Origin of the sequence: Bradyrhizobium sp. CCBAU 11434, assembly GCF_028128895.1 — a bacterium.
In the GTDB taxonomy this organism is placed as follows: domain Bacteria; phylum Pseudomonadota; class Alphaproteobacteria; order Rhizobiales; family Xanthobacteraceae; genus Bradyrhizobium; species Bradyrhizobium zhengyangense.
Window position 1 is genome coordinate 736,483 of sequence record NZ_LBJX01000011.1, and the last position, 25,514, is coordinate 761,996.

Annotated in this window: 28 protein-coding genes; 16 read left to right on the plus strand and 12 right to left on the minus strand. The window is 63.5% G+C overall.

Annotated elements, in window-relative coordinates; genetic code table 11:
* Position 1 precedes the first annotated feature (1 nt).
* Complete coding sequence (locus XI06_RS10905; RefSeq protein WP_237869516.1) at positions 2-793, plus strand: energy transducer TonB; 792 nt, start codon at positions 2-4, stop codon at positions 791-793.
* Between the two features lie 11 nt (positions 794-804).
* On the opposite strand, the gene XI06_RS10910 is transcribed toward XI06_RS10905, so the two are convergent.
* The 3 genes from XI06_RS10910 to XI06_RS10920 all read right to left on the minus strand — a co-directional run bounded on the left by XI06_RS10910 (position 805) and on the right by XI06_RS10920 (position 2,924).
* Positions 805-1,227: a hypothetical protein gene (locus XI06_RS10910; RefSeq protein ID WP_237858593.1), complete on the minus strand. Its 423-nt coding sequence runs from the start codon at positions 1,225-1,227 to the stop codon at positions 805-807.
* A 75-nt stretch (positions 1,228-1,302) separates the two neighbouring features.
* Positions 1,303-1,983: a site-2 protease family protein gene (locus tag XI06_RS10915; protein WP_237858592.1), complete on the minus strand. Its 681-nt coding sequence runs from the start codon at positions 1,981-1,983 to the stop codon at positions 1,303-1,305.
* 74 nt (positions 1,984-2,057) lie between these two features.
* Positions 2,058-2,924 (minus strand): LysR family transcriptional regulator, encoded by an 867-nt coding sequence (locus XI06_RS10920; protein WP_271605294.1) that lies wholly within the window; start codon positions 2,922-2,924, stop codon positions 2,058-2,060.
* A 91-nt stretch (positions 2,925-3,015) separates the two neighbouring features.
* Between XI06_RS10920 and XI06_RS10925 the strand changes: the two genes are divergently transcribed.
* Positions 3,016-3,927, plus strand: coding sequence for a DMT family transporter (locus tag XI06_RS10925; RefSeq protein WP_271605295.1), 912 nt, complete (start codon positions 3,016-3,018; stop codon positions 3,925-3,927).
* A gap of 2 nt (positions 3,928-3,929) precedes the next feature.
* Here the strand turns inward: XI06_RS10925 and XI06_RS10930 are convergent, their stop codons facing one another.
* The 6 genes from XI06_RS10930 to XI06_RS10955 all read right to left on the minus strand — a co-directional run bounded on the left by XI06_RS10930 (position 3,930) and on the right by XI06_RS10955 (position 10,238).
* Positions 3,930-4,322: a GFA family protein gene (locus tag XI06_RS10930; protein WP_271605296.1), complete on the minus strand. Its 393-nt coding sequence runs from the start codon at positions 4,320-4,322 to the stop codon at positions 3,930-3,932.
* Positions 4,319-5,476 carry a serine hydrolase domain-containing protein gene (locus tag XI06_RS10935; protein WP_237858587.1) on the minus strand — a complete coding sequence of 386 codons (1,158 nt, stop codon included), beginning with the start codon at positions 5,474-5,476 and terminating at the stop codon, positions 4,319-4,321. The genes XI06_RS10930 and XI06_RS10935 overlap by 4 nt, the downstream gene beginning before the upstream one ends.
* A 39-nt stretch (positions 5,477-5,515) precedes the next feature.
* Positions 5,516-6,262, minus strand: a complete 747-nt coding sequence (locus XI06_RS10940; protein WP_237890144.1) for an SDR family NAD(P)-dependent oxidoreductase — start codon at positions 6,260-6,262, stop codon at positions 5,516-5,518.
* A gap of 21 nt (positions 6,263-6,283) precedes the next feature.
* Positions 6,284-7,015 carry an SDR family oxidoreductase gene (locus tag XI06_RS10945; RefSeq protein ID WP_237858584.1) on the minus strand — a complete coding sequence of 244 codons (732 nt, stop codon included), beginning with the start codon at positions 7,013-7,015 and terminating at the stop codon, positions 6,284-6,286.
* A 168-nt stretch (positions 7,016-7,183) separates the two neighbouring features.
* Entirely contained in the window at positions 7,184-9,013 is a 1,830-nt protein-coding gene (locus XI06_RS10950; protein ID WP_237858583.1) for an IlvD/Edd family dehydratase, read from the minus strand.
* Positions 9,014-9,140: 127 nt separating this feature from the next.
* Positions 9,141-10,238, minus strand: coding sequence for a LacI family DNA-binding transcriptional regulator (locus tag XI06_RS10955; protein ID WP_237858582.1), 1,098 nt, complete (start codon positions 10,236-10,238; stop codon positions 9,141-9,143).
* Positions 10,239-10,441: 203 nt separating this feature from the next.
* Between XI06_RS10955 and XI06_RS10960 the strand changes: the two genes are divergently transcribed.
* The 12 genes from XI06_RS10960 to XI06_RS11015 all read left to right on the plus strand — a co-directional run bounded on the left by XI06_RS10960 (position 10,442) and on the right by XI06_RS11015 (position 21,864).
* A complete protein-coding gene (locus XI06_RS10960) occupies positions 10,442-11,503 on the plus strand; it encodes an ABC transporter ATP-binding protein (protein ID WP_237858581.1) in 1,062 nt (353 codons plus the stop codon).
* A 46-nt stretch (positions 11,504-11,549) separates the two neighbouring features.
* Positions 11,550-12,863 (plus strand): ABC transporter substrate-binding protein, encoded by a 1,314-nt coding sequence (locus tag XI06_RS10965; RefSeq protein WP_271605297.1) that lies wholly within the window; start codon positions 11,550-11,552, stop codon positions 12,861-12,863.
* A 69-nt stretch (positions 12,864-12,932) separates the two neighbouring features.
* Complete coding sequence (locus tag XI06_RS10970) at positions 12,933-13,880, plus strand: carbohydrate ABC transporter permease (protein WP_237858578.1); 948 nt, start codon at positions 12,933-12,935, stop codon at positions 13,878-13,880.
* A 2-nt stretch (positions 13,881-13,882) separates the two neighbouring features.
* Complete coding sequence (locus XI06_RS10975) at positions 13,883-14,758, plus strand: carbohydrate ABC transporter permease (RefSeq protein ID WP_237858577.1); 876 nt, start codon at positions 13,883-13,885, stop codon at positions 14,756-14,758.
* 76 nt (positions 14,759-14,834) lie between these two features.
* Positions 14,835-15,821 (plus strand): D-erythronate dehydrogenase, encoded by a 987-nt coding sequence (denD, locus tag XI06_RS10980; protein WP_271605298.1) that lies wholly within the window; start codon positions 14,835-14,837, stop codon positions 15,819-15,821.
* A gap of 29 nt (positions 15,822-15,850) precedes the next feature.
* A complete protein-coding gene (locus XI06_RS10985) occupies positions 15,851-16,819 on the plus strand; it encodes a sugar kinase (RefSeq protein WP_237858575.1) in 969 nt (322 codons plus the stop codon).
* 30 nt (positions 16,820-16,849) lie between these two features.
* Positions 16,850-17,500, plus strand: a complete 651-nt coding sequence (eda, locus tag XI06_RS10990) for a bifunctional 4-hydroxy-2-oxoglutarate aldolase/2-dehydro-3-deoxy-phosphogluconate aldolase (protein WP_237858574.1) — start codon at positions 16,850-16,852, stop codon at positions 17,498-17,500.
* A 60-nt stretch (positions 17,501-17,560) separates the two neighbouring features.
* Entirely contained in the window at positions 17,561-18,730 is a 1,170-nt protein-coding gene (locus tag XI06_RS10995; RefSeq protein WP_271605299.1) for an acetyl-CoA acetyltransferase, read from the plus strand.
* Between the two features lie 116 nt (positions 18,731-18,846).
* On the plus strand, positions 18,847-19,053 hold the full coding sequence (locus XI06_RS11000) for a hypothetical protein (RefSeq protein ID WP_237858572.1): 207 nt from the start codon (positions 18,847-18,849) through the stop codon (positions 19,051-19,053).
* A gap of 115 nt (positions 19,054-19,168) precedes the next feature.
* A complete protein-coding gene (locus tag XI06_RS11005) occupies positions 19,169-20,368 on the plus strand; it encodes a CaiB/BaiF CoA transferase family protein (protein WP_237858571.1) in 1,200 nt (399 codons plus the stop codon).
* Between the two features lie 9 nt (positions 20,369-20,377).
* Positions 20,378-21,514 carry a thiolase family protein gene (locus XI06_RS11010; protein ID WP_271605300.1) on the plus strand — a complete coding sequence of 379 codons (1,137 nt, stop codon included), beginning with the start codon at positions 20,378-20,380 and terminating at the stop codon, positions 21,512-21,514.
* A complete protein-coding gene (locus XI06_RS11015) occupies positions 21,511-21,864 on the plus strand; it encodes a Zn-ribbon domain-containing OB-fold protein (RefSeq protein WP_271605301.1) in 354 nt (117 codons plus the stop codon). The genes XI06_RS11010 and XI06_RS11015 overlap by 4 nt, the downstream gene beginning before the upstream one ends.
* 222 nt (positions 21,865-22,086) lie before the next feature.
* Here XI06_RS11015 and XI06_RS11020 read toward each other — a convergent pair whose 3' ends face one another.
* Positions 22,087-22,347, minus strand: a complete 261-nt coding sequence (locus XI06_RS11020; protein ID WP_271605302.1) for a hypothetical protein — start codon at positions 22,345-22,347, stop codon at positions 22,087-22,089.
* On the opposite strand from XI06_RS11020, the gene XI06_RS11025 reads away from it, so the two are divergent.
* Together XI06_RS11025 and XI06_RS11030 are read left to right on the plus strand one after the other, a co-directional pair.
* Entirely contained in the window at positions 22,346-22,873 is a 528-nt protein-coding gene (locus tag XI06_RS11025) for a carboxymuconolactone decarboxylase family protein (RefSeq protein ID WP_271605303.1), read from the plus strand. The genes XI06_RS11020 and XI06_RS11025 overlap by 2 nt on opposite strands.
* Positions 22,874-22,899: 26 nt before the next feature.
* A complete protein-coding gene (locus XI06_RS11030; RefSeq protein WP_237858564.1) occupies positions 22,900-23,202 on the plus strand; it encodes a nucleoside triphosphate pyrophosphohydrolase family protein in 303 nt (100 codons plus the stop codon).
* 7 nt (positions 23,203-23,209) lie between these two features.
* Here XI06_RS11030 and glsA read toward each other — a convergent pair whose 3' ends face one another.
* Together glsA and XI06_RS11040 are read right to left on the minus strand one after the other, a co-directional pair.
* Positions 23,210-25,057, minus strand: a complete 1,848-nt coding sequence (gene glsA, locus XI06_RS11035) for a glutaminase A (RefSeq protein WP_237869504.1) — start codon at positions 25,055-25,057, stop codon at positions 23,210-23,212.
* A gap of 142 nt (positions 25,058-25,199) precedes the next feature.
* Entirely contained in the window at positions 25,200-25,421 is a 222-nt protein-coding gene (locus tag XI06_RS11040; RefSeq protein WP_237858557.1) for a biotin/lipoyl-containing protein, read from the minus strand.
* Between the last annotated feature and the right edge of the window lie 93 nt (positions 25,422-25,514).

Consider the following 25,514-nt stretch of genomic DNA (forward strand, 5'->3'; position numbering starts at 1 on the left):
GATGACCGACCCTGTGTTCGAGGCAAAATCCTCGCGGCCGTTGTGGATCCTGGCCGCTGTCGTGGCTGTCGGCCTGCACCTTGGCGGGGCCGCGCTGGCGCTGGCGAACCTTCGACCTGATGACGCTGACGATGGTCTCGGCGCCAACGGCGCGGAATACGCCGTCGAAATGACCTCGCCAAAGCTCCCCGAGACTGATCTTCCGCCTGGCCCGGACAGCGAAGCCTCGCAGTACCAGCCGCAGCAGATGCAGCAGCAGGCCGAGGTGAAAGAGACCGATCTGCCGAAGGATATCCCCCAGGAAGCCGAGGACCCGGACCGCCTGGTTACCGAGAACGACTCCAAGAAGCCGGTCGAGGACACCACGGAGGTGGCCAAGGTCGAAACGCAGGCGGTCGAGGAGATGCCGAACGCCCAGGAATCGGCCAGGCAGGCGCTGAACGAGGACGCGCGCGAGGGCGAGAAGGCGGCCGCCCCCCATCAGGGCATCGGCAAGGACATCCGCAAGCTGACGGCCGAATGGGGCAAGCGGATCAGTGCCTATTTCGAGATTCACAAGCGCTACCCCAAGGAGAAGAGCAAGACGACGACGGTCAAGCTCAGCCTGGTCCTGAACCGGCGCGGCAATGTCGTGTCCGTCAATGTCGCGGAGTCCTCAGGGGACCCCGCCTTCGACGATGCGGCCATTTCAATGGTGCGTCGCTCGGATCCGGTGCCGGTTCCGCCGGCTGAGCTGACGGATGACCAGTTCGCCTTTAGCCTGCCGGTGAATTTCAAGAAGCCGTCGAAATAGCGGCGTGGCCGTCAGCGCCAGTAGAACTTGATCCCGACATAGACCACGACCAAGCACGCAAAGATCAACGCCACCGGCAGGGGGCGCTTCTGGGTTCCCCCGACCGTCGTCGCCCCGAAGAAGCTGGCCTTTTTCGGTTTGGGGGCAGGGCGCCGGAAAGCGGTAACATTGTCCTTTGCCGGTTCGGCCGGCCGGGTGCGGACGTCGGGCGGGTTTCCACCGCCGCCCATCTCCAGATAGTAGGATTTATAGACCTCGGCGATGGTGGCCTCGGACGCTTCGTCCTCGTTCATCCGCTCCAGCAGCTTCTTGTAGCCATCGAGGAAGCCCTGTGCATCCGGTGGCAGCGCCGACAGCCCATTCAGCTTGGCCATCATCTTCCAGGTGGCGAAATCGGCGCGGGCACGGGTGTCGGCGCGTCGCGCGATCAGCATATCGGCAGCTTTGACCAAGTTGGCCTCTAGCCCTCAGGCTTGTCTTCAAGTGCAGGGTCGGGTGTACGGCTTCAACTACGCATTGCCGGTAGCGAAGAGAACAGCTTGAATCACATAACCGGTCAACGTTCGCAGTATTGCTGAAATAACATCAAGATTTAGACCGAACTGGGAACCCGCCAGCGGCAACAGGATCAGGAGCGCGATCAGGATCAGCATGCCGAACGGCTCGAGCCGGGACAGGGGCAAAGCGAGCGGCCGGGGCAACAGCCCGACCGCGACCCGTCCGCCGTCGAGCGGCGGGATCGGCATCATGTTGAATACGGCCAGCACGGCGTTGATCAGCAGCGCATTCTTGAGATTGTCAAAGATCCATTGCGCTGAGCCTGCCGGCGCCCAGGGCAAAACGTGGAGCGCGAGGCCCGCGAGCAGCGCCAGTAGGATGTTGGTGATGGGGCCGGCGAGGGCGACCCAGACCATGTCCATCTTCGGATTGTTGAGCTTGCGAAAATTCACCGGCACGGGCTTGGCATAGCCGAACAGGAACGGCGAATGCGCGAACAGCAGCATCGCCGGCAAAATGAGCGTGCCGAACGGGTCGATATGGCGGAGCGGGTTGAAGCTGACGCGGCCGAGCTGCCAGGCGGTGTTGTCGCCGAGCCGGTGCGCCACGAAGCCGTGCGCGGCTTCATGGAACGTGATGGCGAGCACCAGCGGCAGCACCCACACAGAGAGATCATAGAAGGAAATGTTCACGTCGTATCTTGCCCGTATGTGCCTGTCGCCTTGCAGACGACCCGGCCAAACCGGCGGTGCAGCAACGCTTCAGCTCAACATAGGGTGGCCGGTTCCGAAATGCCACGCTGCAAATGATCGGCGAGCAGCGCCGCCGGGCGAGGCAACTTGCGCGCGCGGTGCAGGCGGATGTCCGCCGCGGGCAGCGGCGGCAGACCATCGCGCAGGCCGAGAGTGCGCAGGCGAGGCGGCAGGGTGCCTGCCTTCACTACGGTGACCGCGAGGCCCTGCGCCGCGATCGCTTCCACCGCTGCCAGCGTCCGGCTGACAAAGGCGAGCCGCCAGGGCCGGTAGGCGTGATCAAGCGCCTCGGTGGCCCATTGGCGGAACAGGCAGCCGCGCGGGTAGAGCGCCACGGGCAGGGTGTCGTCCGCCACGGCGCGACAAGAGGCGGCGGCCGCCCAGACGGCCTGCTCGCGCCGCAACAGCTCACCACCGCCGCGCCCTTCCGGATGCATGGCGATAACGAGATCATAGGCCTCGCCGAGCCGGGCCGGCATGGTCGCGGTCAGTCCGGTCTCGACCTCGACCCTGACAGTCGGATGGCTTTTGGCAAAGTCCGCCAGCAGCGGCGGAATGACGATCGTGCCATAATCGTCCATCACGCCGAGGCGGATGACGGCCTCCGGCTTGCGCCCATGCAGAGCACCGACTGCCTCGGCATGAAGGGCAAGGATTCGCTGCGCATAGGCGCGCAGCTCCTGGCCCGGCGCGGTCGGCACGACGCCGGAGCGATTGCGCTGAAACAGCTTTGTGCCGAGCCGCTCCTCAAGTCGCCTGACCTGCACGCTCACCGCCGACTGGGTCCGGTTGAGCTGGTCGGCCGCGCGCGTGAACGAGCGATGCTCGGCGACGGCGAGAAAAGCCCTCAGCAAATCGGGATCGAGATCGGACGCGGTCATGATGGAACGTTATCCCAGCATGACGGAAATTCCATTCCCAGTTTTGGCACGCCCCGTATGCTGTTCGTCGACCTGTCCGAGTGGAGGAATTGTGGGCGAGATTTTTGGCGTTCTGGCCGCAGTGCTGTCGAGTGCGCTGGGCGGCACCTCGATCGGCGCGACGCGCTATCTCGTGAGCAGTATCGATCCGCTGGCGATCGGCTCGTTCCGGTTCGGCATCGGCTTTTTGCTGCTGCTGCCGCTGACCTTGCTGCGAGGCGATCGTTGGCCGGCGCGAGGCGACTGGGCTGTTGCTATTGGGCTCGGCATCCTGTTCTTCGCGCTGTTTCCGATCCTGTTCAATGCATCGTTGATTTTCACGACGGCCGCGCGCGGTGCGCTCGCGCTGTCGACGCTGCCGCTGTTGTCGCTGGTGATCGGCGCCGCCCTCGGCAGCGAGGCCCTGAGCTGGCGCAAATCGATCGGTGTCGTGGTGGCGACGCTTGGTGTTGCCGTCGCGCTGCTCACCGACCTCAGTTCGGCGCCATCAGGCGCCTGGCGCGGTGATCTCCTGATGATGGCGGCTGCACTGTGCATGGCACTGTACGGCATCTGGTCGAAGCCGGTGATCCGGCGCTCCAGCCCGATCGCCTTCACGACCATGAGCATGGCCGCAGGCGCTGCCTGTCTCATCGTGCTCTCGAGCGTCCGTGGCAGTTTCGCACCCGTCGCAGATTTCGGCAGGTCGCAATGGCTCGCGACGTTCTATCTCGGCGCATTTGGTGCGGCGCTGACCTTCTATCTCTGGGCCTTCGCGTTGGAGCGGACCACGCCGACGCGCGTGGCGATCTCGGTGACGGTCAATCCGATCACGGCATCGCTGGTCGGCGCCTGGCTGCTGCATGAGCCGCTGCGCTGGAATCTCGCCGCCGGCATCGTCGCGGTGTTCGCCGGGATCTGGCTCGCCACGACGGCTGGACGGCGCGTTGAGGCCGCCGGCCTGTCTGCTTCAAGCCGCCCCTAAGATCACGCCGGGATCGTTCCCTGATATTGCGTCAGGCCGTCGTCGAGCTTCACCCAGGCGAGCTTTTCCGAGACCCAGATGTGCTCGGTCGGTGCGAAGGCATTGCGGTCGTCGAAGGTCGCGAGTGCGACGCCTGCCAGCGTGCCGTTGCGCCGCCAGGAGAACAGCCGCGTGCCGCAGGTCTTGCAGAACACGCGATCGATCGCTTCGGACGACTTATAGCGGCCGGTGTCTCCCTCGACGGTCAGCATTTTCTGGTCGAACTGGGCGCGGGCGAAATAGGGCGAGCCCATCGCCTTCTGGCACATGCGGCAGTGACAGATGCGCACGTTCAGCGGCTCGCCCTCCGCCTTGAACCGCACCGCGCCGCACAGGCATCCACCTTCTCTAATCATGCCACCCGCCATTCGCTGACTTGCCGCGCCATGTTCCAGTTGAGCTCATCGAGGTCGCCATCCATGTTGGTGTTCGGCCGGCTGACATTGGTGAAGGCGGCCCAGCAGAAGCCGCCATGGGTTCTGACCGCAATGGTGCTGGTGCCTGGCAGGCTGCCATTGTGCCACCAATTGTCTGATTTGTTGATGCAGAAACCCTTGGCGTAATCAGGGCTGTAGCTCGGCGCTGATGTCATCGTCTGGATGGTGTGCGGCCGCAAAATGTTCGCCGGCCGTGCATAGCCGTCGACATGCATCAGGAATTGCACGAGGTCGGTCGGCGTCGCGATCCAGCCGCCATGGGAATCCATGCGGTGGACGTTCATCTCGTAGGGACTTTCGACCTTGCAGTAATAGGCGACTTCGCCCGCCTGGCGCTGATCGCGAGTGTTGCCTGCGAGCGTCATGTCGTTGACGCCGCAACGGCCGAGCACTTCGGCGCGGACATGCTCGGCGTAGCGCTGGCCGGTAAGCTTCTCGATCACCCGGCCCAGCACGCAATAGCCGAAATTCGAGTAGGCGTAGTGCTGGCCCGGCGGACGGTCCAGCGGCCGGTTGGCCAGCGTCCAGGTGATCAGCTGCGCATGATCCATGTGCGGATGCGTGAACATGGGATCGTGGTTGTCGTTGGTCCAGCCGCCGCCGGTGTGTGTCAGGAGATGCTCGAGCGTGATCTGGTCGATGCCGGGCGAGGTGGGCGGCGCGCCGTAATCGGTGCCGAGCAGCGCACCGGGGCCGAACACGCGGTCGCCGAGCTTGACGCGGTTCTCCTCGATCAGCCGGAACAGCGTGACCGATGTGATCATCTTGCTGACGCTGGCGATGCGAAACAGGTGCTGCGGCGTCGTTGCTTCGTTCTGCTCGCGATCGGCCACGCCAAAGGCGGCCTGGTGCACGATCGCGCCGGCATAACCGATCGCAAAGGAGAGCCCCGGCACGTCGTATTTGCCCATGAAGGTCTGCGCCAGTCGGCCCATCGCTGCGCGTTCGGCCGGCGAGGGCGGGCGGATGCTTGGCGGGTTCGGCGCGAGCTGCGCGATTGCAGGATGCGAAAATAGCGACAGCGCGCCTGCGCCCGCTGCGAGCTTCACAAAATCGCGTCGCCTGAGCTGCATGGTCCGCCCCTTCAGAGTCCCCTTGGGGCGGCCAATGGCTCAGTAGGTCGCCCGTCCCCCGGAAATATCAAAGACCGCGCCGGTCGAGAAGCCACAATCCTGAGATGCAAGCCAGCTCACCATCGCGGCGAGCTCTTCGACCAGCACGAAGCGCGCTTTGGGGATCTTAGACAGCATGAAATCGATATGCTGCTGCGTCATCTGGTCGAAGATCGCGGTCTTGGCCGCGGCCGGCGTGACTGCATTCACGAGAATGTCATGCGCGGCGAGCTCCTTGCCGAGCGACTTCGTCAGCGCGATCAGGCCGGCCTTGGAGGCGGAATAGTGCGCGGCGTTCGGGTTGCCTTCCTTGCCGGCGATCGAGGCGATGTTCACGATCCGCCCGTATTTCTGCTCGAGCATCACAGGCACGATCGCCTTGCAGACGATGAAGGGGCCGTCGAGATTGATGCGCAGCACCTTGCGCCATTCCTCGAGGTCGGTTTCCCAGACCGGCTTGTTGACGCCGGCGATGCCGGCATTGTTGACGAGGATATCGATCTTGCCGAAGGCGGCCAGCGTCGCATCGCGGGCCTGCTCGACGCCTGCGGTGTCGGTGACATCGACCTTGAAGGCGCGAACGTTGTCGCCGATGTCCTTGGCGGTTTTCTCGGCCAAGCCTGAGTCGAAATCCCAGATCGCGACCCGGGCGCCGGAGGCGACGAAACGTTCGGTGATGGCGCGGCCAAAGCCCTGCGCGCCGCCGGTGACGACGGCGACCCGATCGTTGAGATCAATCTTGTTCATCAGATGTGATCCGGGTGGACGTCAGAGCATGTAGCCGCCGTCAACGACGAGGTCGACGCCAGTGGTGAAGGCACTCTCGTCGCTGCCGAGATAGATCGCCATGTTGGCGATTTCGTCGGCCGTGCCGAGCCGACCCATCTTCTGGCGCGAGATGAACATCTCCTTGCCCTGCGGGCCTTGCGCGGCCGCGCGGTCGAGCATCGAGGGGGTCTCGACGGTGCCGGGGCAGATCGAGTTGCAGCGGATGCCCTTGGTGATGAAGTCGAGCGCCACTGCACGCGACAGCAGCGACACCGCTGCCTTCGATGAGCTGTAAACGTAGCGGTTCGCCGGCGGCCGCAGCGCCGCGCAGGACGAGATGTTGACGATGCTGCCGCCGCCGCCTGCGATCATGTCGGGCAGGAAGGCCTTGATGGTCCGGTGCATCGACTTGACGTTGAGGTCGAACGAGAAATCGAAATCCTCTTCCGAGCAGTCCAGGATGCTGCCGTGGTGCACGAAGCCGGCTGCGTTGAGCAGGATGTCGATCTTGCCGACACGCTTGGCGAAGGCGTTCACGTCGGCGGTGTTGCGGACGTCGAGCTTGGCGACCTCGGCGATGCCTTCCTTGGTCAGGCCTGCGATGCCGGCCTCGTTGATGTCGGTTGCGATGACGGTCGCGCCCTCACGTGCGAACGCAACGGCGCATGCGCGCCCGATGCCGGCCGCTGCGGCCGTGATGACGGCGCGCTTGCCCTTGAGGCGGTCTGCCATGTTGTTTTTCTCCCTTGTGTTCATTCGAATGCCAACCCCACCTCATTGCGAGGAGCTCGTGACAAAATTGCGGAGCAATTTTGCACCGATGCGACGAAGCAATCCAGGACTGTCTCCGCGGAGATATCTCTGGATTGCTTCGCTTCGCTCGCAATGACGGTGTGGCTGCTAGTGATTATCCCGCGGCACGCCAAACGCCGAGGCGACGTTCTGGTAGCGCGTGGCGAGCTCCATACAGGCGCCGGTCGATTGCTGGCCGACGGTGTTGCGATAGATCTCCTGCCACGGCGTCTGGTTCGGCGGATGCTTGAAGCCGCCGGCGGCCTTGAGGTCGGCGTGACGCTTCTTCAGCTCCTCGTCCGTGATCAGGATGTTGGCGCTGCCCTTGTTGAGGTCGATGCGGACCTTGTCCCCGGTCTTGAGGATCGCGAGCCCGCCATTGGCGGCCGCTTCCGGCGAGGCATTCAGGATCGAGGGCGAGCCCGAGGTGCCGGACTGGCGGCCGTCGCCGATGCAGGGCAGGGCGAGGATGCCACGTTTGATCAGCGCGGCCGGCGGCTGCATGTTCACGACCTCGGCGCCACCGGGGTAACCGATCGGGCCGGTGCCGCGGATGAACAGCACGCAATGCTCGTCGATCCCGAGCGCGGGATCCTCGATCCGTTCATGATAATCTTCCGGCCCCTCGAACACGACCGCGCGTCCTTCGAACGCGTTCAGGTCTTTCGGGTTGCTGAGATAGCGCTCGCGGAACTCCTTTGAGATCACGCTGGTTTTCATGATCGCGGAATCGAACAGATTGCCGCGCAGCACAAGGAAGCCGGCATCCTTCACCATCGGCTTGTCGTAGGCCCAGATCACATCCTGATCGGGCTTGGGCGCACTTGCGCAGTTCTCGCCGATGCCGCGGCCGTTGACGGTGAGCGCGTCCTCATGGATGCGCTTGTGCTTCACGAGTTCGCGAATCACGGTGGGCACTCCGCCGGAGCGATGGAATTCCTCGCCGAGATAGAAGCCGGCCGGCTGAAGGTTGACGAGCAGTGGCACGTCGTGACCGACTTTCTGCCAGTCGTCGATTGAGAGCTCGACGCCGATGTGGCGCGCGAGCGCGTTGATGTGGATCGGCGCATTGGTCGAGCCGCCGATGGCCGAATTTACCACGATGCAGTTCTCGAACGCTTTGCGGGTCAGGAAATCCGAGGGCTTCAGATCCTCCCAGACCATATCGACGATGCGCTTGCCCGTCTCATAGGCGATCTGGCCGCGCTCGCGATAGGGCGCCGGGATCGCCGCGCAGCCCGGCAGCGAGAAGCCAAGTGCTTCTGCAAGCGCATTCATGGTCGAGGCCGTGCCCATGGTGTTGCAGTGGCCGACCGAGGGGGCCGAGGAGGCCACGATCTCCATAAACTCTTCATAGTCGATCTCGCCGGCGGCGAGCCGCTCGCGCGACTTCCAGACGATAGTGCCGGAGCCGGTGCGCTCACCGTCATGCCAGCCGTTCAGCATCGGGCCACCCGACAGAACGATCGCAGGCAGGTTGACAGTCGCAGCGGCCATCATGCAGGCCGGCGTGGTCTTGTCGCAACCGGTGGTCAGCACCACGCCGTCGAGCGGATAGCCGTAGAGCACCTCGACCAGGCCGAGATAAGCCAGGTTGCGGTCGAGCGCCGCCGTCGGGCGCTTGCCGGTCTCCTGGATCGGGTGGGTCGGGAACTCCATCGCAATGCCGCCGGCCTCGCGGATGCCTTCGCGGACGCGGTGGGCGAGCTCGATATGGTGGCGGTTGCAGGGCGACAGGTCATTGCCGGTCTGGGCGATGCCGATGATCGGCTTGCCGGATTGCAGCTCGGCACGGGTGAGGCCGAAATTCAGGTAGCGCTCCATATAGAGCGCGGTCATGCCCGGATTATGCGGATTGTTGAACCAGTCCTGCGAGCGCAGATGGCGGCGGGTGCCGTTGCCGGCGGGCGCGTGCCCATTGGTTGGCTTTTTTGTCATGGGTTTCTCCTTCAATGCAAACGCACGGGCCGACGTTTGGGATGTCGATCGGTGCGCTGCCCGGCAGTGCGAGCAAGTAAAGACGGCCCGCCTGCTGGCGAACATTTCCTCATCGTTGGGATATTACTCACGGGTCGTTGGTAACGCTATCATTTTGTACGGCGGGCGCCCATTCACCCGCGCGGGGGCTCGCCGTCGGCCGTTGTGCTTGTGAACTCTGCCGTTCGATGACCGTGAAGCCGAGATCGAGCACGGGCTTTTCGGGACGCTTTCCCTCGATCGCCTCAATCAGCATCGCGGCAGCTGTGCTGCCCATCTCGTAACGGTTGGTCCGCACGCTCGTCAGCGTCGGCACCGAGGAGGCCATGAATTCGAGGTCGTTGAAGCCGACGATTGCGATCTGATCGGGGACCGGGATCTCGCGGCGGCGGCATTCGAAGAGAACGCCGAGCGCAAGGTCGTCATTGGCGCAGAACACCGCGTCGATGTCAGGCTCGCGCGCGATCAGATCGGCAAACAGCGCGCCACCCAGCGTCACCGAGGTCGGCGTCGCCGTCGTCACGATCAGTCTTTGGTCGAACAGGCCGGCGTCTTTCATGGCTGCGGCATAGCCGTCGAGCCGGCGCTGCACCCGGGGATCCATGCGGGCGCCTACGAAGCCGATCCTGCGGTGGCCCTGTGCGAACAAATGCGCAATTGCTGCGCGCGCTGCATCATAATGGGAAAAGCCGATCATCATGTCGACCGGATTGGGCCCAATCTCCATGATCTGCACGATTGGGCAGTCAGCCGCCTCTAGCATCGCGCGGGATTCGGTGGTCTGGTCGATGCCCGTGACGATCAGTCCCGCCGGCTTCTGCGCCAGGAACAGGCGCAGCAGCTTCTCCTCCTGAAGAATGGAGTAGCGCGTGTTGGACAGCTGGATCGAATAGCGGCTGCCTTCGGACGCATCGTAGATCCCGCGGAGCACATCGGAAAACACGTTGTTGGTCAGTGACGGAATCAAGACACCGATCACCTCGGTGCGCTGCGAAGCCAGCGCCCGTGCCGCAAGGTTGGGCACATAGCCGAGCTCCCGGGCCGCGCTTTCGACCCGCGTCCGCTTGGCGACCGACAGCGCCTCGGGATTGCGGAAGAAGCGGGACGCCGTGATCGGGCTGACGCCGGCCAGCTCGGCGACTTCCGCCAGCCGAATCTTGCCAGACTTGGTGCGCTTTCGACCCATTTGTTGCTCTTAACACAGCCTATCCCGCAAACAAAGGATCGTTGACAGCGCTACCAGCAGCGACTAACCAAAGACAAATTGCCAAACCCGCACAAACTGCTGACAATGTCGCCTGTTAAGAGGGCTTCAGGTCAGCGAAGTTCAGAAAAACAAGACGGTGGCGGCGCGCCAGTTGCGTCGTCTAAGTCGAAGGAGGGAGCTAGATGTCGTCTGTGCAAATCCGCGACGTGCGGAAATCGTTCGGCAATTTTGAAGTCCTGCACGGCGTCTCGATCCCGATCGAGGACGGCCAGTTTGTCGTCCTGGTTGGCCCCTCCGGCTGCGGCAAGTCGACACTTCTGCGCATGCTCGCAGGCCTCGAGAACATCACATCAGGCACGATCTCGATCGGCGACCGCGTCGTCAACAATGTCCAGCCCAAGGAGCGGGACATTGCGATGGTGTTCCAGAACTACGCGCTCTATCCGCACATGACCGTCGCCGAGAACATGGGCTTCTCGCTGAAGCTGCGGAATGCCGGCTCGGACGAGATCAGCAAGCGCGTCAAGCGCGCCGCTGAGATTCTTGCACTGACGCCATTGCTCGACCGCTATCCGCGCCAGCTCTCAGGTGGCCAGCGCCAGCGCGTCGCCATGGGCCGCGCCATCGTGCGCGATCCTCAGGTGTTCCTGTTCGACGAGCCGCTGTCGAACCTCGACGCCAAGCTGCGCGTCGCCATGCGGACCGAGATCAAGGAGCTGCACCAGCGGCTCAAGACCACCACCGTTTACGTCACCCACGACCAGATCGAGGCCATGACCATGGCCGACAAGATCGTCGTGATGCATGACGGCATCGTCGAGCAGATGGGCACGCCGCTCGAGCTCTACGACAAGCCGGAAAACCAGTTCGTCGCCGGCTTCATCGGTTCGCCGGCCATGAATTTCCTGAAGGGGCACATCCGCGTCAACGGCGTTGCCACCTTCGAGGGACCGAACGGCGTCAAGCTGCCGCTCAAGAGCGCGCCGGCTGCCTCGGACGGCAAGCCCGTCGTTTACGGCGTCCGTCCCGAGCATTTCACCATTGCCGACGACGGCGCCGACGCCGAGATCGTCGTGGTCGAGCCGACCGGCTCGGAGACGCAGGTATTTGCGAAGGTCGGTGGCGAGCAGGTCGTCGCGGTCTTCCGCGAACGTCACCAGTTCAACCCGGGCGACAAGGTCAAGCTGAAGCCCGATCCGGACGTGATTCACTTGTTTGACGAGGCGACAGGCAAACGCCTGTAGCGACTTCAGAACGACCAAATACAATTAAAAAATCAGGGAGAGAACGATGAGCGATTTCGACAGGCGAAGTGTGCTTAAAGCCGGCCTGGGCGGCGCAGCGTTGCTGGCTGGCCCGGGGATCGTCCCCGTCCGGGCTGCGGAGTGGACCAACACGCCGGAGCCTAACGCCTCGATCCGCGTGCTGCGCTGGAAGCAGTTCATCCAGGCCGAGTTCGACAAGTTCGCCGAGCAGACCAAGAAGTTTTCCGAGAAGACCGGCATCAAGGTGAAGCTCGAGGCCGAGAGCTGGGAAGACATCCGCCCCAAGGCCGCGGTCGCCGCCAATGTCGGCGCGGGTCCGGACCTGATCATCGGCACGCTCGACGATCCCTTCAAATTCCCGGAGAAGCTGATCGACGTCACCGACGTTGCCGACTATCTCGGCAAGCAATATGGCGGCTGGTATCCGGTTGCCGAGCGCTACGGCAAGAAGGGCAATGGCTGGATCGCCATTCCGCAGGGCGCGACCGGCGGTTGCCTGAACTACCGCATCAGCCACATGAAGGCTGCGGGCTTCGAGCAATTTCCGAAGGATACCGACGGCTTCCTCAAGCTGTGTCAGGCGTTGAAGAAGAACAACACGCCGGCCGGCTTCGCGCTCGGCCATGCCACGGGCGATGCCAACGGCTGGTGCCAGTGGGCGCTGTGGGCGTTCGGCGGCAAGGTCGTCAACGACAAGAACGTGGTCGTGATCGACTCGCCGGAGACCATTGCGGCGCTCGAATACGTCAAGCAACTCTACGCGACGTTCATTCCGGGCGTGCTGTCGTGGAACGACTCGAACAACAACAAGGCCTTCCTCAACGGCGAACTCAGCCTTACCCTGAACGGCATCTCGATCTGGACCGTCGGCAAGACCTCGCCCGATCCGAAGCAGCAGGAGATCGCCAAGGACATGGACCATGCGCCGATGCCGATCGGGCCCGTGGGCGTGCCGACCGAGCAGCAGAACGTCCTCGTCTACTACGGTTACAAGCACTCGAAGTATCCGAAGGCGGTCAAGGAATACATCAAGTTCATGATGGATAAGGAGAACTACGACGCGTGGGAGGTCGCCTCCAACGGCTACGTCTCGCCGCCGCTTCCGGCCTATAATGACAATCCGGTGTGGACCTCCGATCCCAAGATCACGCCGTATCGCGACTGCCTGAAGCGTTGCCGCGACAACGGCTATGCCGGCGATCTCGGCTACGCCTCGGCCGCCGTCATGGGCGACTTCGTCGTGGTCGATATGTTCGCCGAAGCCGCCTCTGGACAGGCCACGCCGCAGGAAGCAGCAAAGCGCGCCGCCGAGCGCGCCAAGCGCTACTACCAGGTCTGATCTGCTACCACCTCGGCGGCGCCCGGTTTGCTGGGCGCCGCCGTTGTCGTTCTTGAAGGGGAGTCCGACATGGCCGTTATCGCCGAGCCCGCCGCTGCGCAGGTCAAGCGCAGCAGTTTGTGGAGCAGGGCGTTCGAAAGCCGAAACTTCCTGGGCGCCATGTTCATGGTGCCGGCAATCGCCATCCTCATTCTGTTTCTGGCTTACCCTCTGGTGCTCGGCCTGTGGCTCGGCATGACCGACACCAAGATCGGCGGGGTCGGGCGCTTCATCGGCTTCGGAAACTTCGTCTCGCTGGCGAAGGACTCCGTGTTCTGGCTGTCGGTGTTCAACACCATCTTCTACACCGTGGCCGCCAGCATCGTGAAATTTGCGATCGGTCTTTACCTGGCGCTGCTGCTCAATGAGCGGCTGCCGTTCAAGTCGATGATCAGGGCTATCGTGCTGTTGCCCTTCGTGGTGCCGACGGTGCTCTCGGCGATCGCGTTCTGGTGGATCTATGACAGCCAGTTCTCGATCATCTCCTGGGTGCTGATCAAGGCCGGCTTGATCACGCGCTACATCGACTTCCTCGGCGATCCGTGGAATGCGCGCTGGTCGGTGGTTGTCGCCAACATCTGGCGCGGCGTGCCCTTCGTTGCGATTACGCTTCTCGCCGGACTCCAGACCATCTCTCCCTCGCTTTACGAGGCCGCTAATCTTGACGGCGCCACCAATCTGCAGCGATTCCGTCACATCACGTTGCCGATGCTGTCGCCGATCATCGCTGTCGTGATGACGTTCTCGGTGCTGATGACGTTCACCGACTTCCAGCTGATCTACACCATCACGCGCGGCGGTCCGATCAACGCCACGCATCTGATGGCGACGCTGTCGTTCCAGCGCGCCATCACCGGCGGCAATCTTGGCGAGGGCGCAGCGATCTCGAATGCGATGATCCCGTTCCTGGTTGCGGCGATCCTGTTGAGCTTCTTCGGGCTTCAGCGCTCCCGCTGGCAGCAAGGCGGAAGGGACTGACCATGAGCACCGCGGACGACCAAAGCGTCGGAATGGACTACCTCGAACGTTTTCCGCGGAAGTTTCTCCGCGTCTACCTTCCGCTCGGCCTGATCGTCGTCTTCCTGCTGTTTCCGTTCTATTGGATGACGGTCGCGACCTTCAAGCCGGACGCGGAGATGTACGACTACGAGAAGTACAATCCGTTCTGGATCGTACATCCGACGTTCGAGCACATCACAAAACTGTTCTTCGAGACCGACTATCCGCTGTGGATGTGGAACACGGTGATCGTCTCGGTGTCCTCAACTTTCATCTCGCTGTTCGCCAGCGTCTGCGCCGCCTATGCGATCGAGCGTCTGCGCTACAAGGGGTCGCGTTATGTCGGCCTTGCGATCTTCCTTGGCTATCTCGTACCGCCCTCGATCCTGTTCATTCCGCTCGCCGCGATCGTGTTCCAGCTCGGCCTGTTCGACGGCAATCTGGCGCTGATCCTGACCTATCCGACTTTCCTGATCCCGTTCTGCACCTGGCTGCTGATGGGCTATTTCCGCACCATTCCCTATGAGCTGGAGGAATGCGCGCTGATCGACGGGGCCACGCGGCTGCAGATCCTGGTCAAGATCACGCTTCCTTTGTCTCTGCCGGGAGTGATCTCCGCCGGCATCTTCGCCTTCACGTTGTCCTGGAACGAGTTCATCTACGCGCTGACCTTCATCTCCTCCTCGGAGAACAAGACCATTCCGGTCGGCGCCATCACCGAGCTCGTCAATGGCGACGTCTACCATTGGGGCGCCCTGATGGCGGCGGCCCTGACCGGCTCGGTCCCCGTAGTTATCCTTTATTCCTTCTTCGTAGAGTACTATGTGTCGGCAATGACCGGCGCCGTGAAGGAATGACCAGCGGGGCCTGCCTGAGAACGCGCCAACATGTCTCAAGAGCGGCGCGTTCCGGCCAATAAGAAGGAGTAGGCTCTTGCACATTCTGGTTCTGGGCGCCGCCGGCATGGTCGGCCGCAAATTGTGTGAACGTCTCTTGCGCGACGGCCGTCTCGGCAAGAGCGACATCACCAAATTGACCATGCACGACGTGGTCGAGCCCAAAAAGCCGGAGAAATCAGGTTTTGCCGTCGAGACCGTCTCGGGCGATTTCGCCGTGCCGGGCGCTGCCGAGAAGCTGATCGCCGGCCGTCCCGACGTGATCTTCCATCTCGCCGCCATCGTCTCGGGCGAAGCCGAGCTCGATTTCGACAAGGGCTACCGCATCAATCTCGACGGCACGCGGATGCTGCTGGATGCTGTCAGGCTGGTCGGCGGCGGCTACAAGCCGCGCGTGGTGTTTACGTCCTCGATCGCGGTGTTCGGCGCGCCGTTCCCGGATGCGATCGGCGACGAATTCTTCCACACCCCGCTGCTCAGCTACGGCACCCAGAAGGCGATCGGCGAGTTGCTGCTCGCGGACTATTCCCGCCGCGGCTTCCTCGACGGCATCGGCATCCGCCTGCCGACCATCTGCATCAGGCCCGGCCTGCCCAACAAGGCGGCATCGGGCTTCTTCTCCAACATCCTGCGCGAGCCCTTGGCCGGCAAGGAAGCGATCCTTCCGGTGTCCGAGGACGTTCGCCACTGGCACGCCACGCCGCGCTCGGCCGTCGGCTTCCTGCTGCACGCCGGCACCATGGACCTCGCCACGGTCGGTCCCCGCCGCAATCTGACGATGCCGGGCCTGTCGGCGACCGTCGGCGAGCAGATCGCGGCCTTGAAGCGCGTCGCCGGCGAGAAGGTTGCTGCCCGCATCAAGCGTGAGCCCGATCCTTTCATCGGCGGCATCGTCGGTGGCTGGCCGCGCAACTTCAACGCAAAGCGGTCACTCGAGCTCGGCTTCACCACCGCCGAGAAGAATTTCGACGATATCATCCGCATTCACATCGAAGACGAGCTGGGCGGCAACTTCGTCGCCTGAGCTATCAGACGAACAGCGTGGATATGACGATGGCGAGCGTGGCTTGCATCGGTGAATGCATGGTCGAGCTTCGGCAGGCCCAGGGCGGCCAGTCTGCCGGGCAGGGCGGTGGCCTGTACTCGCGTGGCTTCGGCGGCGATACCCTCAACACGGCGGTTTATCTGGCGCGGCTCGAGGTCAAGGTCGACTATCTCACCGCGCTCGGCGACGACGGCCTCAGCGAGGAAATGATCGCGGCTTGGAACGCCGAGGGCGTCGGCACGCGCCGTGTCGTGCGGCTGCCGGGGAAGCTGCCCGGCCTCTACATGATCCAGCTCGATGCCAACGGCGAGCGCCAGTTCTTCCACTGGCGCGACAGCGCGGCGGCGCGGCAGCTGATGAGCCTCCCGGAGACCGACGAGCTGCTCAACTCGCTGATGAGCTATGACATCGTCTATCTCTCCGCGATCACGCTCTCGATCTACGACGCGGCCGGGCGCGATCGCCTGTTCGCGGCGATCAAGCGCGCACGCCTGCTCGGCACCCGCTTCGTGTTCGACACTAATTTCCGCGCACGCGGCTGGCCCGATCGCGACGTCGCGCGCGAGGTGTTTGCCGCGGCGTTTGCGGCCGCCGACATCGTGCTGACGTCGGCCGAGGATCTGCTCGCGCTCTATCCCGGCGAGAGCCCCGAGCAATTGATGGCGCGCATCCCGACGCCGGAGCTGGTGTTCCGGCTCGCCGAGCCCGTCAGCCTGCTGCGCTACCCCGGTGGTACCCACGAGGTCCGCGCTGAACCCATGACGAAGCCCGTCGTTGATACCACCGCTGCCGGAGACAGCTTTGCCGCGGCCTATATCGCGGCCCGGCTCGGCGGCTCCGATCCGGTCGAGGCGGCCCAATCAGGCCATCGCCTCGCCAGCCTCGTGATTTGCTACCCCGGCGCCATCATTCCGGGCTATGCCATGCCGCCGAAGAAGCGGCACCGGCCGGCAACCACGCGCCAAGCCACGAAGTAACGCGACCACGTCAACGAAAAGATCCCTGAGATGCCCACTGCTGCCCAACAGAACCACCTCGTCGCGCTGTTCAAGGCCGCGACCGTCATTCCCGTGCTCACCATCGAGCGGATCCAGGATGCCGTACCGTTGGCAAAAGCCCTGGTGGCCGGCGGCGTTCGCACGCTGGAGGTGACCATGCGGACGCCCGTTGCGATCGAGGCGGCGCGGGCGATGATGGCCGAGGTCCCCGATGCGGTGGTCGGCATCGGCACCATTCTCACTCCGGCCGACTTCACCCGTGTCGAGAAGCTCGGTGTCGCCTTTGGCATCAGCCCGGGCCTGACCCCCGATCTCCTCAAGGTCGCCGGAGATAGCTCCCTGCCGTTCGCACCCGGTATTGCCACGGCGTCCGAGCTGATGACGGCGCTGTCCTACGGCTTCGACGTCGCCAAGTTCTTCCCGGCCGAGCAGGCCGGCGGCATCAAGGGCCTGCGCTCGCTTGGCGGGCCGTTCCCGAATGTGCGGTTCTGCCCGACCGGCGGGGTGGGCGAGGCCAATGCAGCGACCTGGCTCGCCGAGCCAAATGTGGTCTGTGTTGGCGGTTCCTGGCTGTGCCCGACGGCGGAGATCAGGGCCGGGAACTGGGCCGGCATAACTGCCATCTGCCAGCGCACCCTCCAGGCCCTTAAACCCGCGTGAAGTCTTGCCATCCCTGGGCTAAGACTTAGGTCAGCAAGAGACCGCCAGGGAGAGAAGACCATGACTGCCAGCATCGTCGGATGGGCGCATACGCCGTTCGGCAAGTTCGACACCGAAACTGTCGAAAGCCTCGTCACCCGGGTCGCCAATGAGGCGATGGCCGATGCCGGCATTTCGGCCTCCGATGTCGACGAGATCGTGCTTGGCCATTTCAACGCTGGCTTCTCGGCGCAGGATTTTACCGCCTCGCTGGTGCTCCAGGCCGACCCGAAACTGCGCTTCAAGCCGGCGACCCGCGTCGAAAATGCCTGTGCCACGGGATCTGCTGCCGTGCATCAGGGCCTGCGCGCGATCGCCGCTGGCGCCGCCAAGATCGTGCTGGTCGTCGGCGTCGAGCAGATGACCCGCACGCCCGGGCCCGAGATCGGCAAGAACCTGCTCAAGGCCTCCTATCTGCCCGAGGACGGCGACACGGTCGGCGGCTTTGCCGGCGTGTTCGGCAAGATCGCCAGTTCCTACTTCCAGAAATACGGCGACCAGTCCGATGCGCTGGCGCTGATCGCGGCCAAGAACCACAAGAACGGCGTCGCCAATCCCTTTGCCCAGATGCGCAAGGATTTCGGCTTCGACTTCTGCCGCGCCGAGAGCGAGAAAAATCCTTATGTCGCCGGCCCCCTGAAGCGCACCGACTGCTCGCTGGTGTCCGACGGCGCCGCCGCGCTGGTGCTGGCCGACGCCGAGACCGCCAAGGGGATGAGCAAGTCGATCGGCTTCCGCGCCACCGCGCATGCGCAGGATTTCCTGCCGATGAGCAAGCGCGACATCCTCCAATTCGAGGGCTGCACGGTTGCCTGGCAACGCGCCTTGGAGAAGGCTGGCGTGACGCTGTCCGATCTCTCCTTCGTCGAGACCCATGACTGCTTCACCGTCGCCGAGCTGATCGAGTACGAAGCGATGGGACTGACGCCGAGGGGGCAGGGAGCCCGCGCCATCAAGGAGGGCTGGACGCTCAAGGACGGCAGGCTGCCGGTCAATCCGTCCGGCGGCCTGAAGGCCAAGGGCCACCCGATCGGCGCTACCGGCGTCTCCATGCATGTGATGACCGCGATGCAACTCGCCGGGCAAGCGCCCGAGGGCATGCAGCTGAAGAACGCCAGGCTGGGCGGCATCTTCAACATGGGCGGCGCCGCGGTCGCCAACTACGTTTCGGTTCTCGAGCCATTGAAATAGGTCTTGTAGGGTGGGCACAGGCGCAAGCGCCGTGCCCACCTTTTCCTTGCGTTAGATCATGGTGGGCCGGTTTCAGCTCGCCTTAATGCTCCTGATTGATTTGCAGGGAATGCATCATGGGCAATGACTACGAAGATTCACTCTCTATCGAAGCTCTCAACGATCGCATCGCGATCCTCGAGGACAACATCCGCCAATTGATCGAGCAGGCTGCCGCCGCCTCCGGCGAGCAGAACGAGTCGCGCATCGCCGACCGCATCAACCAGCAGAACGACGAGCTCGAGCGTCTCATGAAGATCCGCGAATCCCGCCAGAAGAAATAGCGGCTGCATCCATGCGCATGCGGCCATACGCCGGCCGCCCTTGCGCATGTGCCGTTACTCCCCTTAGCTGGACCGAAATCGCGCATCTTGAGTGCGCGCAATCGGGAGCGAACCAATGGGGCCGTTGAAGGGCATCAAGGTCGTCGACATGACAACCGTGCTGATGGGCCCCTATGCGACCCAGATGCTCGGCGACTACGGGGCCGACGTCATCAAGGTGGAATCGCTCGACGGCGACGTCACCCGCCTGATCGGCCCGATGCGGCACACCGGCATGGGCCCGGTGTTCCTCAACACCAATCGCAGCAAGCGCTCGATCTGCCTCGACCTGAAGAAGCCCGCAGGCCGCGAAGCCGTGCTGCGGCTGCTGAAGGATGCCGACGTGCTCGTCTACAACGTCCGCCCGCAGGCGATGGCGCGGCTGCAGCTCGGCTATGACGTCGTCTCGGAGATCAATCCGCGCCTCGTCTATGCCGGCGTGTTCGGCTTCGGCCAGGACGGGCCCTATGCTGCTAAACCCGCGTATGACGATCTGATCCAGGGCGCGACCGCGCTGCCGGCGCTGATGGCTCAGACCGGCGACGGTGTGCCACGCTATGTGCCGAATGCGCTAGTCGATCGCATCGTCGGCCTCACCGCCGTCGGCGCGATCTGCGCCAGCCTCGTGCATCGCGACCGCTCCGGGCGCGGCCAGCGGGTCGACATCCCGATGTTCGAGACCATGGCCGGTTTCGTCATGGGCGATCACATGGGCGGGCTCACCTATGAGCCGCCGCTCGACAAGGGCGGCTATGCCCGGCACCTCTCGCGCGACCGCAGGCCGTACAAGACTTCGGACGGCTATCTCAGCGTGATCGTCTACAACGACAAGCAGTGGGAGAATTTCTTCAAGGCGACAGGCCGCGACGATCTGCGTGCCGATCCAAAGTTCGCGACTTTCGCCGGCCGCGCCGCCAATATCGATGTCGTCTATGCCGAGCTCGCGCGTATCTTCGAGGCGCGCACCACCGCCGAGTGGATCGACCTTTTGACCAGAGCCGATGTGCCCGTCATGCCGATGCACGATCTCGCCTCGATCCTGCACGACGAGCATCTGGAGGCGACCGGCTTCTTTCCGGTCGTCAACCATCCAACCGAAGGCCCAATCCGCAGCATGAAGGTGACGGCGACCTGGTCGGAGACCGAGGCTGAACCCGTGCGCCTCGCGCCACGCCTCAACGAGCATGGCGCGGAGATTCTTCGCGAGATCGGCTACTCCGCTGACGAGATCGCTGCCATGGTCCGCGACGGCGCCACGCGCTCGGCGCCGGAGTAGGAGAGCGCCATGAGCTTCATCACCGGCGTCGGCCTCACGCCTTTCGGCAAGCACGACGGCTCATCCTCGCTCGACCTGATGAGCAAGGCGGCGCAATTCGCTCTCGACGATGCCGGCCTCAAGCGTGCGGAAATCGACGGTATCCTCTGCGGCTATTCCACCGTCTCGCCGCACATCATGCTGGCGACGGTGTTCGCCGAGCATTTTGGCATCCGCCCGTCCTACGCCCACGCCGTGCAGGTCGGCGGCGCCACCGGCCTTGCGATGACCATGCTCGTCCATCATCTTGTCGAAGAGGGTGTCTGCCGTAACGTGCTCGTCGTTGCCGGCGAGAATCGCCTTACGGGCCAGAGCCGCGACGCCTCGATCCAGGCGCTGGCACAGGTCGGCCACCCCGACTACGAGGTGCCGCTCGGTCCGACCATCCCCGCTTACTATGGCCTCGTTGCTAGCAGATACATGCACGAATACGGCCTGACCGAAGAAGACCTCGCCGAATTCGCGGTGCTGATGCGTGCGCACGCCTGCACTCATCCCGGCGCGCAATTCCACGATCCCATTTCGGTTGCCGACGTCATGGCCTCGAAGCCGGTGGCGATGCCGTTAAAATTGCTCGATTGCTGCCCGGTGTCCGACGGCGGCGCGGCGTTCGTCATCAGTCGCGAGCGGACCGGCGACGCCGGCGTGCGCATCCGCGGGTGTGCCCAGGCGCATACGCATCAGCACGTCACCGCCGCGCCGGGCTTAAGCGAGCTCGGCGCCGAGATCTCCATCGCGCGCGCGAAGGAGGCCACGGGCCTGGCGATATCAGACGTGCGTTACGCCGCGATCTACGACAGTTTCACCATCACACTCGCCATGCTGCTGGAAGACCTCGGCCTTGCTGGACGAGGCGAGGCGGCTGCGCGCGTGCGATCGGGTCATTTCGGCCGCGACGGTGCGATGCCGCTCAACACCCATGGAGGCCTGCTCAGCTACGGCCATTGCGGCGTCGGCGGGGCCATGGCGCATCTGGTCGAGGCGCATTTGCAGATGACGGGGCGGGCGGCGAATCGCCAGGTGCGGGACGCCTCGATTGCGCTGCTGCACGGTGACGGCGGCGTGCTGTCGTCCCACGTCAGCATGTTTCTGGAGCGAGTGAGATGAGCGAACGTCTGGCCGACTGGACCAGGGGCGAAGAGGCCATCACCTACCAGACCTGCGCCGCGTGCGGTCATGTCCAGTATTTCCACCGCGCTTTCTGCGCCGCATGTGGAACCGCAGGTCCGCGCGAGGCGCGTGCCAGCGGCAAAGGCAGGGTCTATGCGACCTCGCTGGTCTGCCGCGCCGCCACGACCGAGACGCGCGCGCACGTGCCCTACAATATCCTGCTGGTCGATTGCGCCGAGGGATTTCGCATGATGGCCCATGGCGACAACGGATTGGCCATCGGTGATGCGGTCACGGCGAGCTTCAGGCCTTTTGCCGGGAAGCTGGTACCGTTTTTTACGAAGTAAGGGATTTCGCCATTCGGGGGCGGTCATGGGACCGAGCCTGGAACGGGAATTCTGGGCCTGGCCTGTGCGAGGGCCACCCCGGAATGGCGAAAACTGTAAAACTCCAACTCAGCGCGCGTAGAACAATATGCTGGCGATGACGAGCATTGCCATCACCGCCAGCATATGCGCGAGCGCTTCCGAGGCCGCCCCCTTGGAGGCTTCCTTCATGCCGTTTTCTCCCTAGACTTGGGCGTGACTCATCGTTGCGTGGTAAGCGCGCAGACGGCCAATTGTTTTTACTCGGAACACCCCACTCGAGTAGTCACCGCAATGTGTCCCCACGCGGCGAATATCGACTGTGCCAAGGTCGATCAGCAATGCGGCGGCAATTTGACTCGATGATGTTGCTCCTGCGTCGGGCTGCGAATAGAGTTTTTGGGAACTTATTCCGGTAACGACAATAAGCCTCAAAGGCGTCAGGAAAAACTCAAGGTAAATCATGGCCCGTATCGACTACAGCGATCCGTCCAAGGCGTCGGACCGCACCCGCGAAATCCTCGACAAGAACCGCAACGCCAACATTTTCCGCATGATGGCGCACTCGCCGAGCTATTTTGAGCAGTATTGCCGACTCGGCGGCGCCATCAGGCACAAGGGCGAGCTCGACCCCATCGTGCGGGAGCTCGCGATCACGCGCACCGGGATTCTGTGCGAGGCGCCGTACGAGATCATCGCGCACAAGCGCATCGGCAAGAATGTCGGCGTCACCGACGCGCAGAACGAGGCGCTCGAGAACTGGCAGGCCGCAGCCTGCTTCGATGAGACGCAGCGCGCCGCACTCGCCTTCACTGATGAGATCGTCAAGCTGAAGAAGCCGACGGATGCGACCTTCAAGGCGATTGCTGCAAGACTGACGCCGGCGGCACTGGTCGAGCTTCAGCTCTCGATCGGCTTCTACATCATGACGTCAAAGTTCTTGGAGACATTTGAGATCGATCTCCAGCCCGTCACCGAAGTGGTGGGCTGATCAGGCGCGAGCCGCGAGGAATGGCCATGACGATCGATGAATATGCGGTCTGGGCCGCAACCATTGCGAAAGTCGATGAGCAGCCCTCGAACGAGCGGCTGTCCTATCTCGGGTTGGGCCTCGCCGGTGAAGCCGGCGAGGTCGCCGAGCACATCAAGAAGCTGCTCCGCGACGACTGGCTCGACAAGGCGGGTCTCGTCGAAGAGCTCGGCGATGTCATTTACTACTGGGCCTGTCTGTGCGCCGCCACCGGCCACCAGCCGTCCGAACTGCTGAAAGCAAGTGCTGCCAAGATCAAGCGGCGCATCAGCGAGGCGGCGAGCCGCTAAGCTTAGCTTACGTCGACGTCAGGATATCCACCTTGGTGTTGGCAACGATCAGGCGATCGGCCAATAGCTGCGCCAGATTGCGCATGATGCGCTCGCTCGCCCGCGGGTGCTGCCTGCGAAAGCGCTCAAAGTCCTTCAGCGGGACTTCAAATGCAGTCGCTGCCATGTCCGCGAACACGTCGGCGGAGCGGGTGGTCTCGATCAACGCCATTTCGCCAAAGGCCATGCCGGCGGTGAGCGTCGCCAGGCGCACGCCATCGGGCAGGGTGACGTGCACCGCGCCGCTGCGCAGGAAGAACAGGGCATCGGCGGGATCGCCGGTCGTGACGATCTTTGCGCCGGTCTGATAGGTCCTGATGGTGCAGATCGAGGCAAGATCGGTCAGCTCTTCCGCGCCGAGGCCGTCGAGTAGCGGTTGCTCCGACAGCTCGGTGGTCTCGTGAAAGTCGATCGAGCCGCCGTAGCGATAGACGATCTGGTCTTCCGCCCATTCGATCGCGGTGTCGAGCAGGTAGAAGTCGCGGACGTTCTTCAATTCGGCCGTCCATTCGCGCAGCGTGTCCCATTCCTTGGAGGCGCGACGAACGCCTGAGATCACCACGGTGACATCAAGCGCGGCGAGCTCCTCGAAGGCTTCGGCGAACAGCCGGGCGCCGGCGCGGGTCGTGGAGGTGACGCGGTGCAGGTCGAACACGGCGATTTGCGGTCGCGGCCGCCCGGCGAGCCGCCGCGAGACATAGTCGACGGCCGACAATGACAGCACGCCAACCAGCTCGATCACGCGCACGGCTTGCTCGTGCGCGGCGAGGATGTCGCGCTCCTGCTGACGGCGGACGCGGCGTGACGGGCTCTTGCCGATATCGTAGTCGGCGATCACGGCGTTGCGGGCGTCGTCGCTGCGGTTGAGCATGTGCAGATCATAGTGCGAGGACAGCGCCTCGCAGACCTTGATGCCGCGCACGCTGTTTCCATGCTTGTCGAGTTTTGGCGAATAGCTGCCGAGCCCGAGACGGGCAGGGAGTGCAGCCAGGATGCCGCCGCCAACGCCGCTCTTGGCGGGAATGCCGATGCGGTAGATCCACTCGCCGGCATAGTCGTACATACCCGACGACGTCATTACCGACAGCGTGCGCGAAATCGCATACGGCGTCACCACCTGTTCGTTCGTGACCGGATTGACGCCGCGATTGGCCAGCGTTGCCGCCATCACCGCGATGTCGCGTGCGGTGACCAGCACCGCGCATTGCCGGAAATAGACGTCGAGGACGCCGGCGACATTGTCCGAGATCACCGCATTGGTCTTGAGCAGATAGCCGATGGCGCGGTTGCGGTCGCCGGTCTGGCTCTCGGAGGAGTAGACCGCCTCATCGACGGCGAGATCGCGACCGGCAAAGCGGCTGAGCGCAAGCCGGATCTGCTCAAAGGCCTCAGGGCCCTTGCTGTCGTAAATCAATCCCGTGCAGGCGATCGCGCCTGCATTCACCATCGGATTGAACGGATGGTTGTCCGCATTGAGCCGGATCGAGTTGAAGGGATCGCCCGAGGGCTCAACACCGATTGCGCTCTCGACCTTGCCCGCGCCCAAGAGATCCAGTGCCAGCGCAAACACGAACGGTTTTGACAGCGACTGGATGGTGAAGGGCACCCTGGAGTCGCCGACTTCATAGACGTGGCCATCGAGCGTGGCGAGGCTGATGCCAAAATAGGCAGGGTCGGCTTTGCTCAGCTCGGGGATGTAGTCCGCAACCGCGCCCGAGGTCTCCGCGGAGAATTCATTCAGGCATGTGTCGAGAAACCGCAGCAGCGGCGGCTTCGAGCGGGTCCAGGCGGAGGCATGCGACGGTTGCGCTATCATCGCTCACTTGTGCAACGCAATCAGGGAACACGCAACCCGTCCGGCCTCCTGTGGTGGCGCCCGAACGCAAGATGCCGCGCGCCATTCCGATATCATCTGCTCCAGATTGTCGCGGCCGCGAGGAGCCGCTGATGGCGCGTGCTCAGCTCGCGACGATCGCGATCGCTTGTCCCTCGGCAACGAGGTCATCGATCTTCACGAGCAGTAATTTCAGCGTGCCTGATGCAGGAGAGGCTACCGGTATCTCCATCTTCATGGCCTCGACGACCACAACGTCGTCGCCATCGGCGACAGTTCCTCCAACTTGCACGGGAGTTGCGCAGATGCGGCCGGCGACCTCCGTCACGATCTTAATTTCTGGCATGCCATCGCCTTTTTGTTGTCGTCGCAAAATGCCTGAGGTAGCGTCGTTCACAAAGTGGAATTTAATTCCGCAGAGCGGAACAAACGGTAGGGA

Excerpts from the sequence above, each read along its gene's own strand:
- XI06_RS10905 (WP_237869516.1), top strand. The coding sequence starts at position 2 with ATGACCGACCCTGTGTTCGAGGCAAAATCCTCGCGGCCGTTGTGGATC.
- XI06_RS10910 (WP_237858593.1), bottom strand. The coding sequence starts at position 1,227 with ATGCTGATCGCGCGACGCGCCGACACCCGTGCCCGCGCCGATTTCGCC.
- XI06_RS10920 (WP_271605294.1), bottom strand. The coding sequence starts at position 2,924 with ATGACCGCGTCCGATCTCGATCCCGATTTGCTGAGGGCTTTTCTCGCC.
- XI06_RS10930 (WP_271605296.1), bottom strand. The coding sequence starts at position 4,322 with ATGATTAGAGAAGGTGGATGCCTGTGCGGCGCGGTGCGGTTCAAGGCG.
- XI06_RS10935 (WP_237858587.1), bottom strand. The coding sequence starts at position 5,476 with ATGCAGCTCAGGCGACGCGATTTTGTGAAGCTCGCAGCGGGCGCAGGC.
- XI06_RS10940 (WP_237890144.1), bottom strand. The coding sequence starts at position 6,262 with ATGAACAAGATTGATCTCAACGATCGGGTCGCCGTCGTCACCGGCGGC.
- XI06_RS10945 (WP_237858584.1), bottom strand. The coding sequence starts at position 7,015 with ATGGCAGACCGCCTCAAGGGCAAGCGCGCCGTCATCACGGCCGCAGCG.
- XI06_RS10950 (WP_237858583.1), bottom strand. The coding sequence starts at position 9,013 with ATGACAAAAAAGCCAACCAATGGGCACGCGCCCGCCGGCAACGGCACC.
- XI06_RS10955 (WP_237858582.1), bottom strand. The coding sequence starts at position 10,238 with ATGGGTCGAAAGCGCACCAAGTCTGGCAAGATTCGGCTGGCGGAAGTC.
- XI06_RS10960 (WP_237858581.1), top strand. The coding sequence starts at position 10,442 with ATGTCGTCTGTGCAAATCCGCGACGTGCGGAAATCGTTCGGCAATTTT.
- XI06_RS10965 (WP_271605297.1), top strand. The coding sequence starts at position 11,550 with ATGAGCGATTTCGACAGGCGAAGTGTGCTTAAAGCCGGCCTGGGCGGC.
- XI06_RS10970 (WP_237858578.1), top strand. The coding sequence starts at position 12,933 with ATGGCCGTTATCGCCGAGCCCGCCGCTGCGCAGGTCAAGCGCAGCAGT.
- XI06_RS10975 (WP_237858577.1), top strand. The coding sequence starts at position 13,883 with ATGAGCACCGCGGACGACCAAAGCGTCGGAATGGACTACCTCGAACGT.
- XI06_RS10985 (WP_237858575.1), top strand. The coding sequence starts at position 15,851 with ATGGCGAGCGTGGCTTGCATCGGTGAATGCATGGTCGAGCTTCGGCAG.
- eda (WP_237858574.1), top strand. The coding sequence starts at position 16,850 with ATGCCCACTGCTGCCCAACAGAACCACCTCGTCGCGCTGTTCAAGGCC.
- XI06_RS10995 (WP_271605299.1), top strand. The coding sequence starts at position 17,561 with ATGACTGCCAGCATCGTCGGATGGGCGCATACGCCGTTCGGCAAGTTC.
- XI06_RS11000 (WP_237858572.1), top strand. The coding sequence starts at position 18,847 with ATGGGCAATGACTACGAAGATTCACTCTCTATCGAAGCTCTCAACGAT.
- XI06_RS11005 (WP_237858571.1), top strand. The coding sequence starts at position 19,169 with ATGGGGCCGTTGAAGGGCATCAAGGTCGTCGACATGACAACCGTGCTG.
- XI06_RS11010 (WP_271605300.1), top strand. The coding sequence starts at position 20,378 with ATGAGCTTCATCACCGGCGTCGGCCTCACGCCTTTCGGCAAGCACGAC.
- XI06_RS11015 (WP_271605301.1), top strand. The coding sequence starts at position 21,511 with ATGAGCGAACGTCTGGCCGACTGGACCAGGGGCGAAGAGGCCATCACC.
- XI06_RS11025 (WP_271605303.1), top strand. The coding sequence starts at position 22,346 with ATGGCCCGTATCGACTACAGCGATCCGTCCAAGGCGTCGGACCGCACC.
- XI06_RS11020 (WP_271605302.1), bottom strand. The coding sequence starts at position 22,347 with ATGATTTACCTTGAGTTTTTCCTGACGCCTTTGAGGCTTATTGTCGTT.
- XI06_RS11030 (WP_237858564.1), top strand. The coding sequence starts at position 22,900 with ATGACGATCGATGAATATGCGGTCTGGGCCGCAACCATTGCGAAAGTC.
- glsA (WP_237869504.1), bottom strand. The coding sequence starts at position 25,057 with ATGATAGCGCAACCGTCGCATGCCTCCGCCTGGACCCGCTCGAAGCCG.
- XI06_RS11040 (WP_237858557.1), bottom strand. The coding sequence starts at position 25,421 with ATGCCAGAAATTAAGATCGTGACGGAGGTCGCCGGCCGCATCTGCGCA.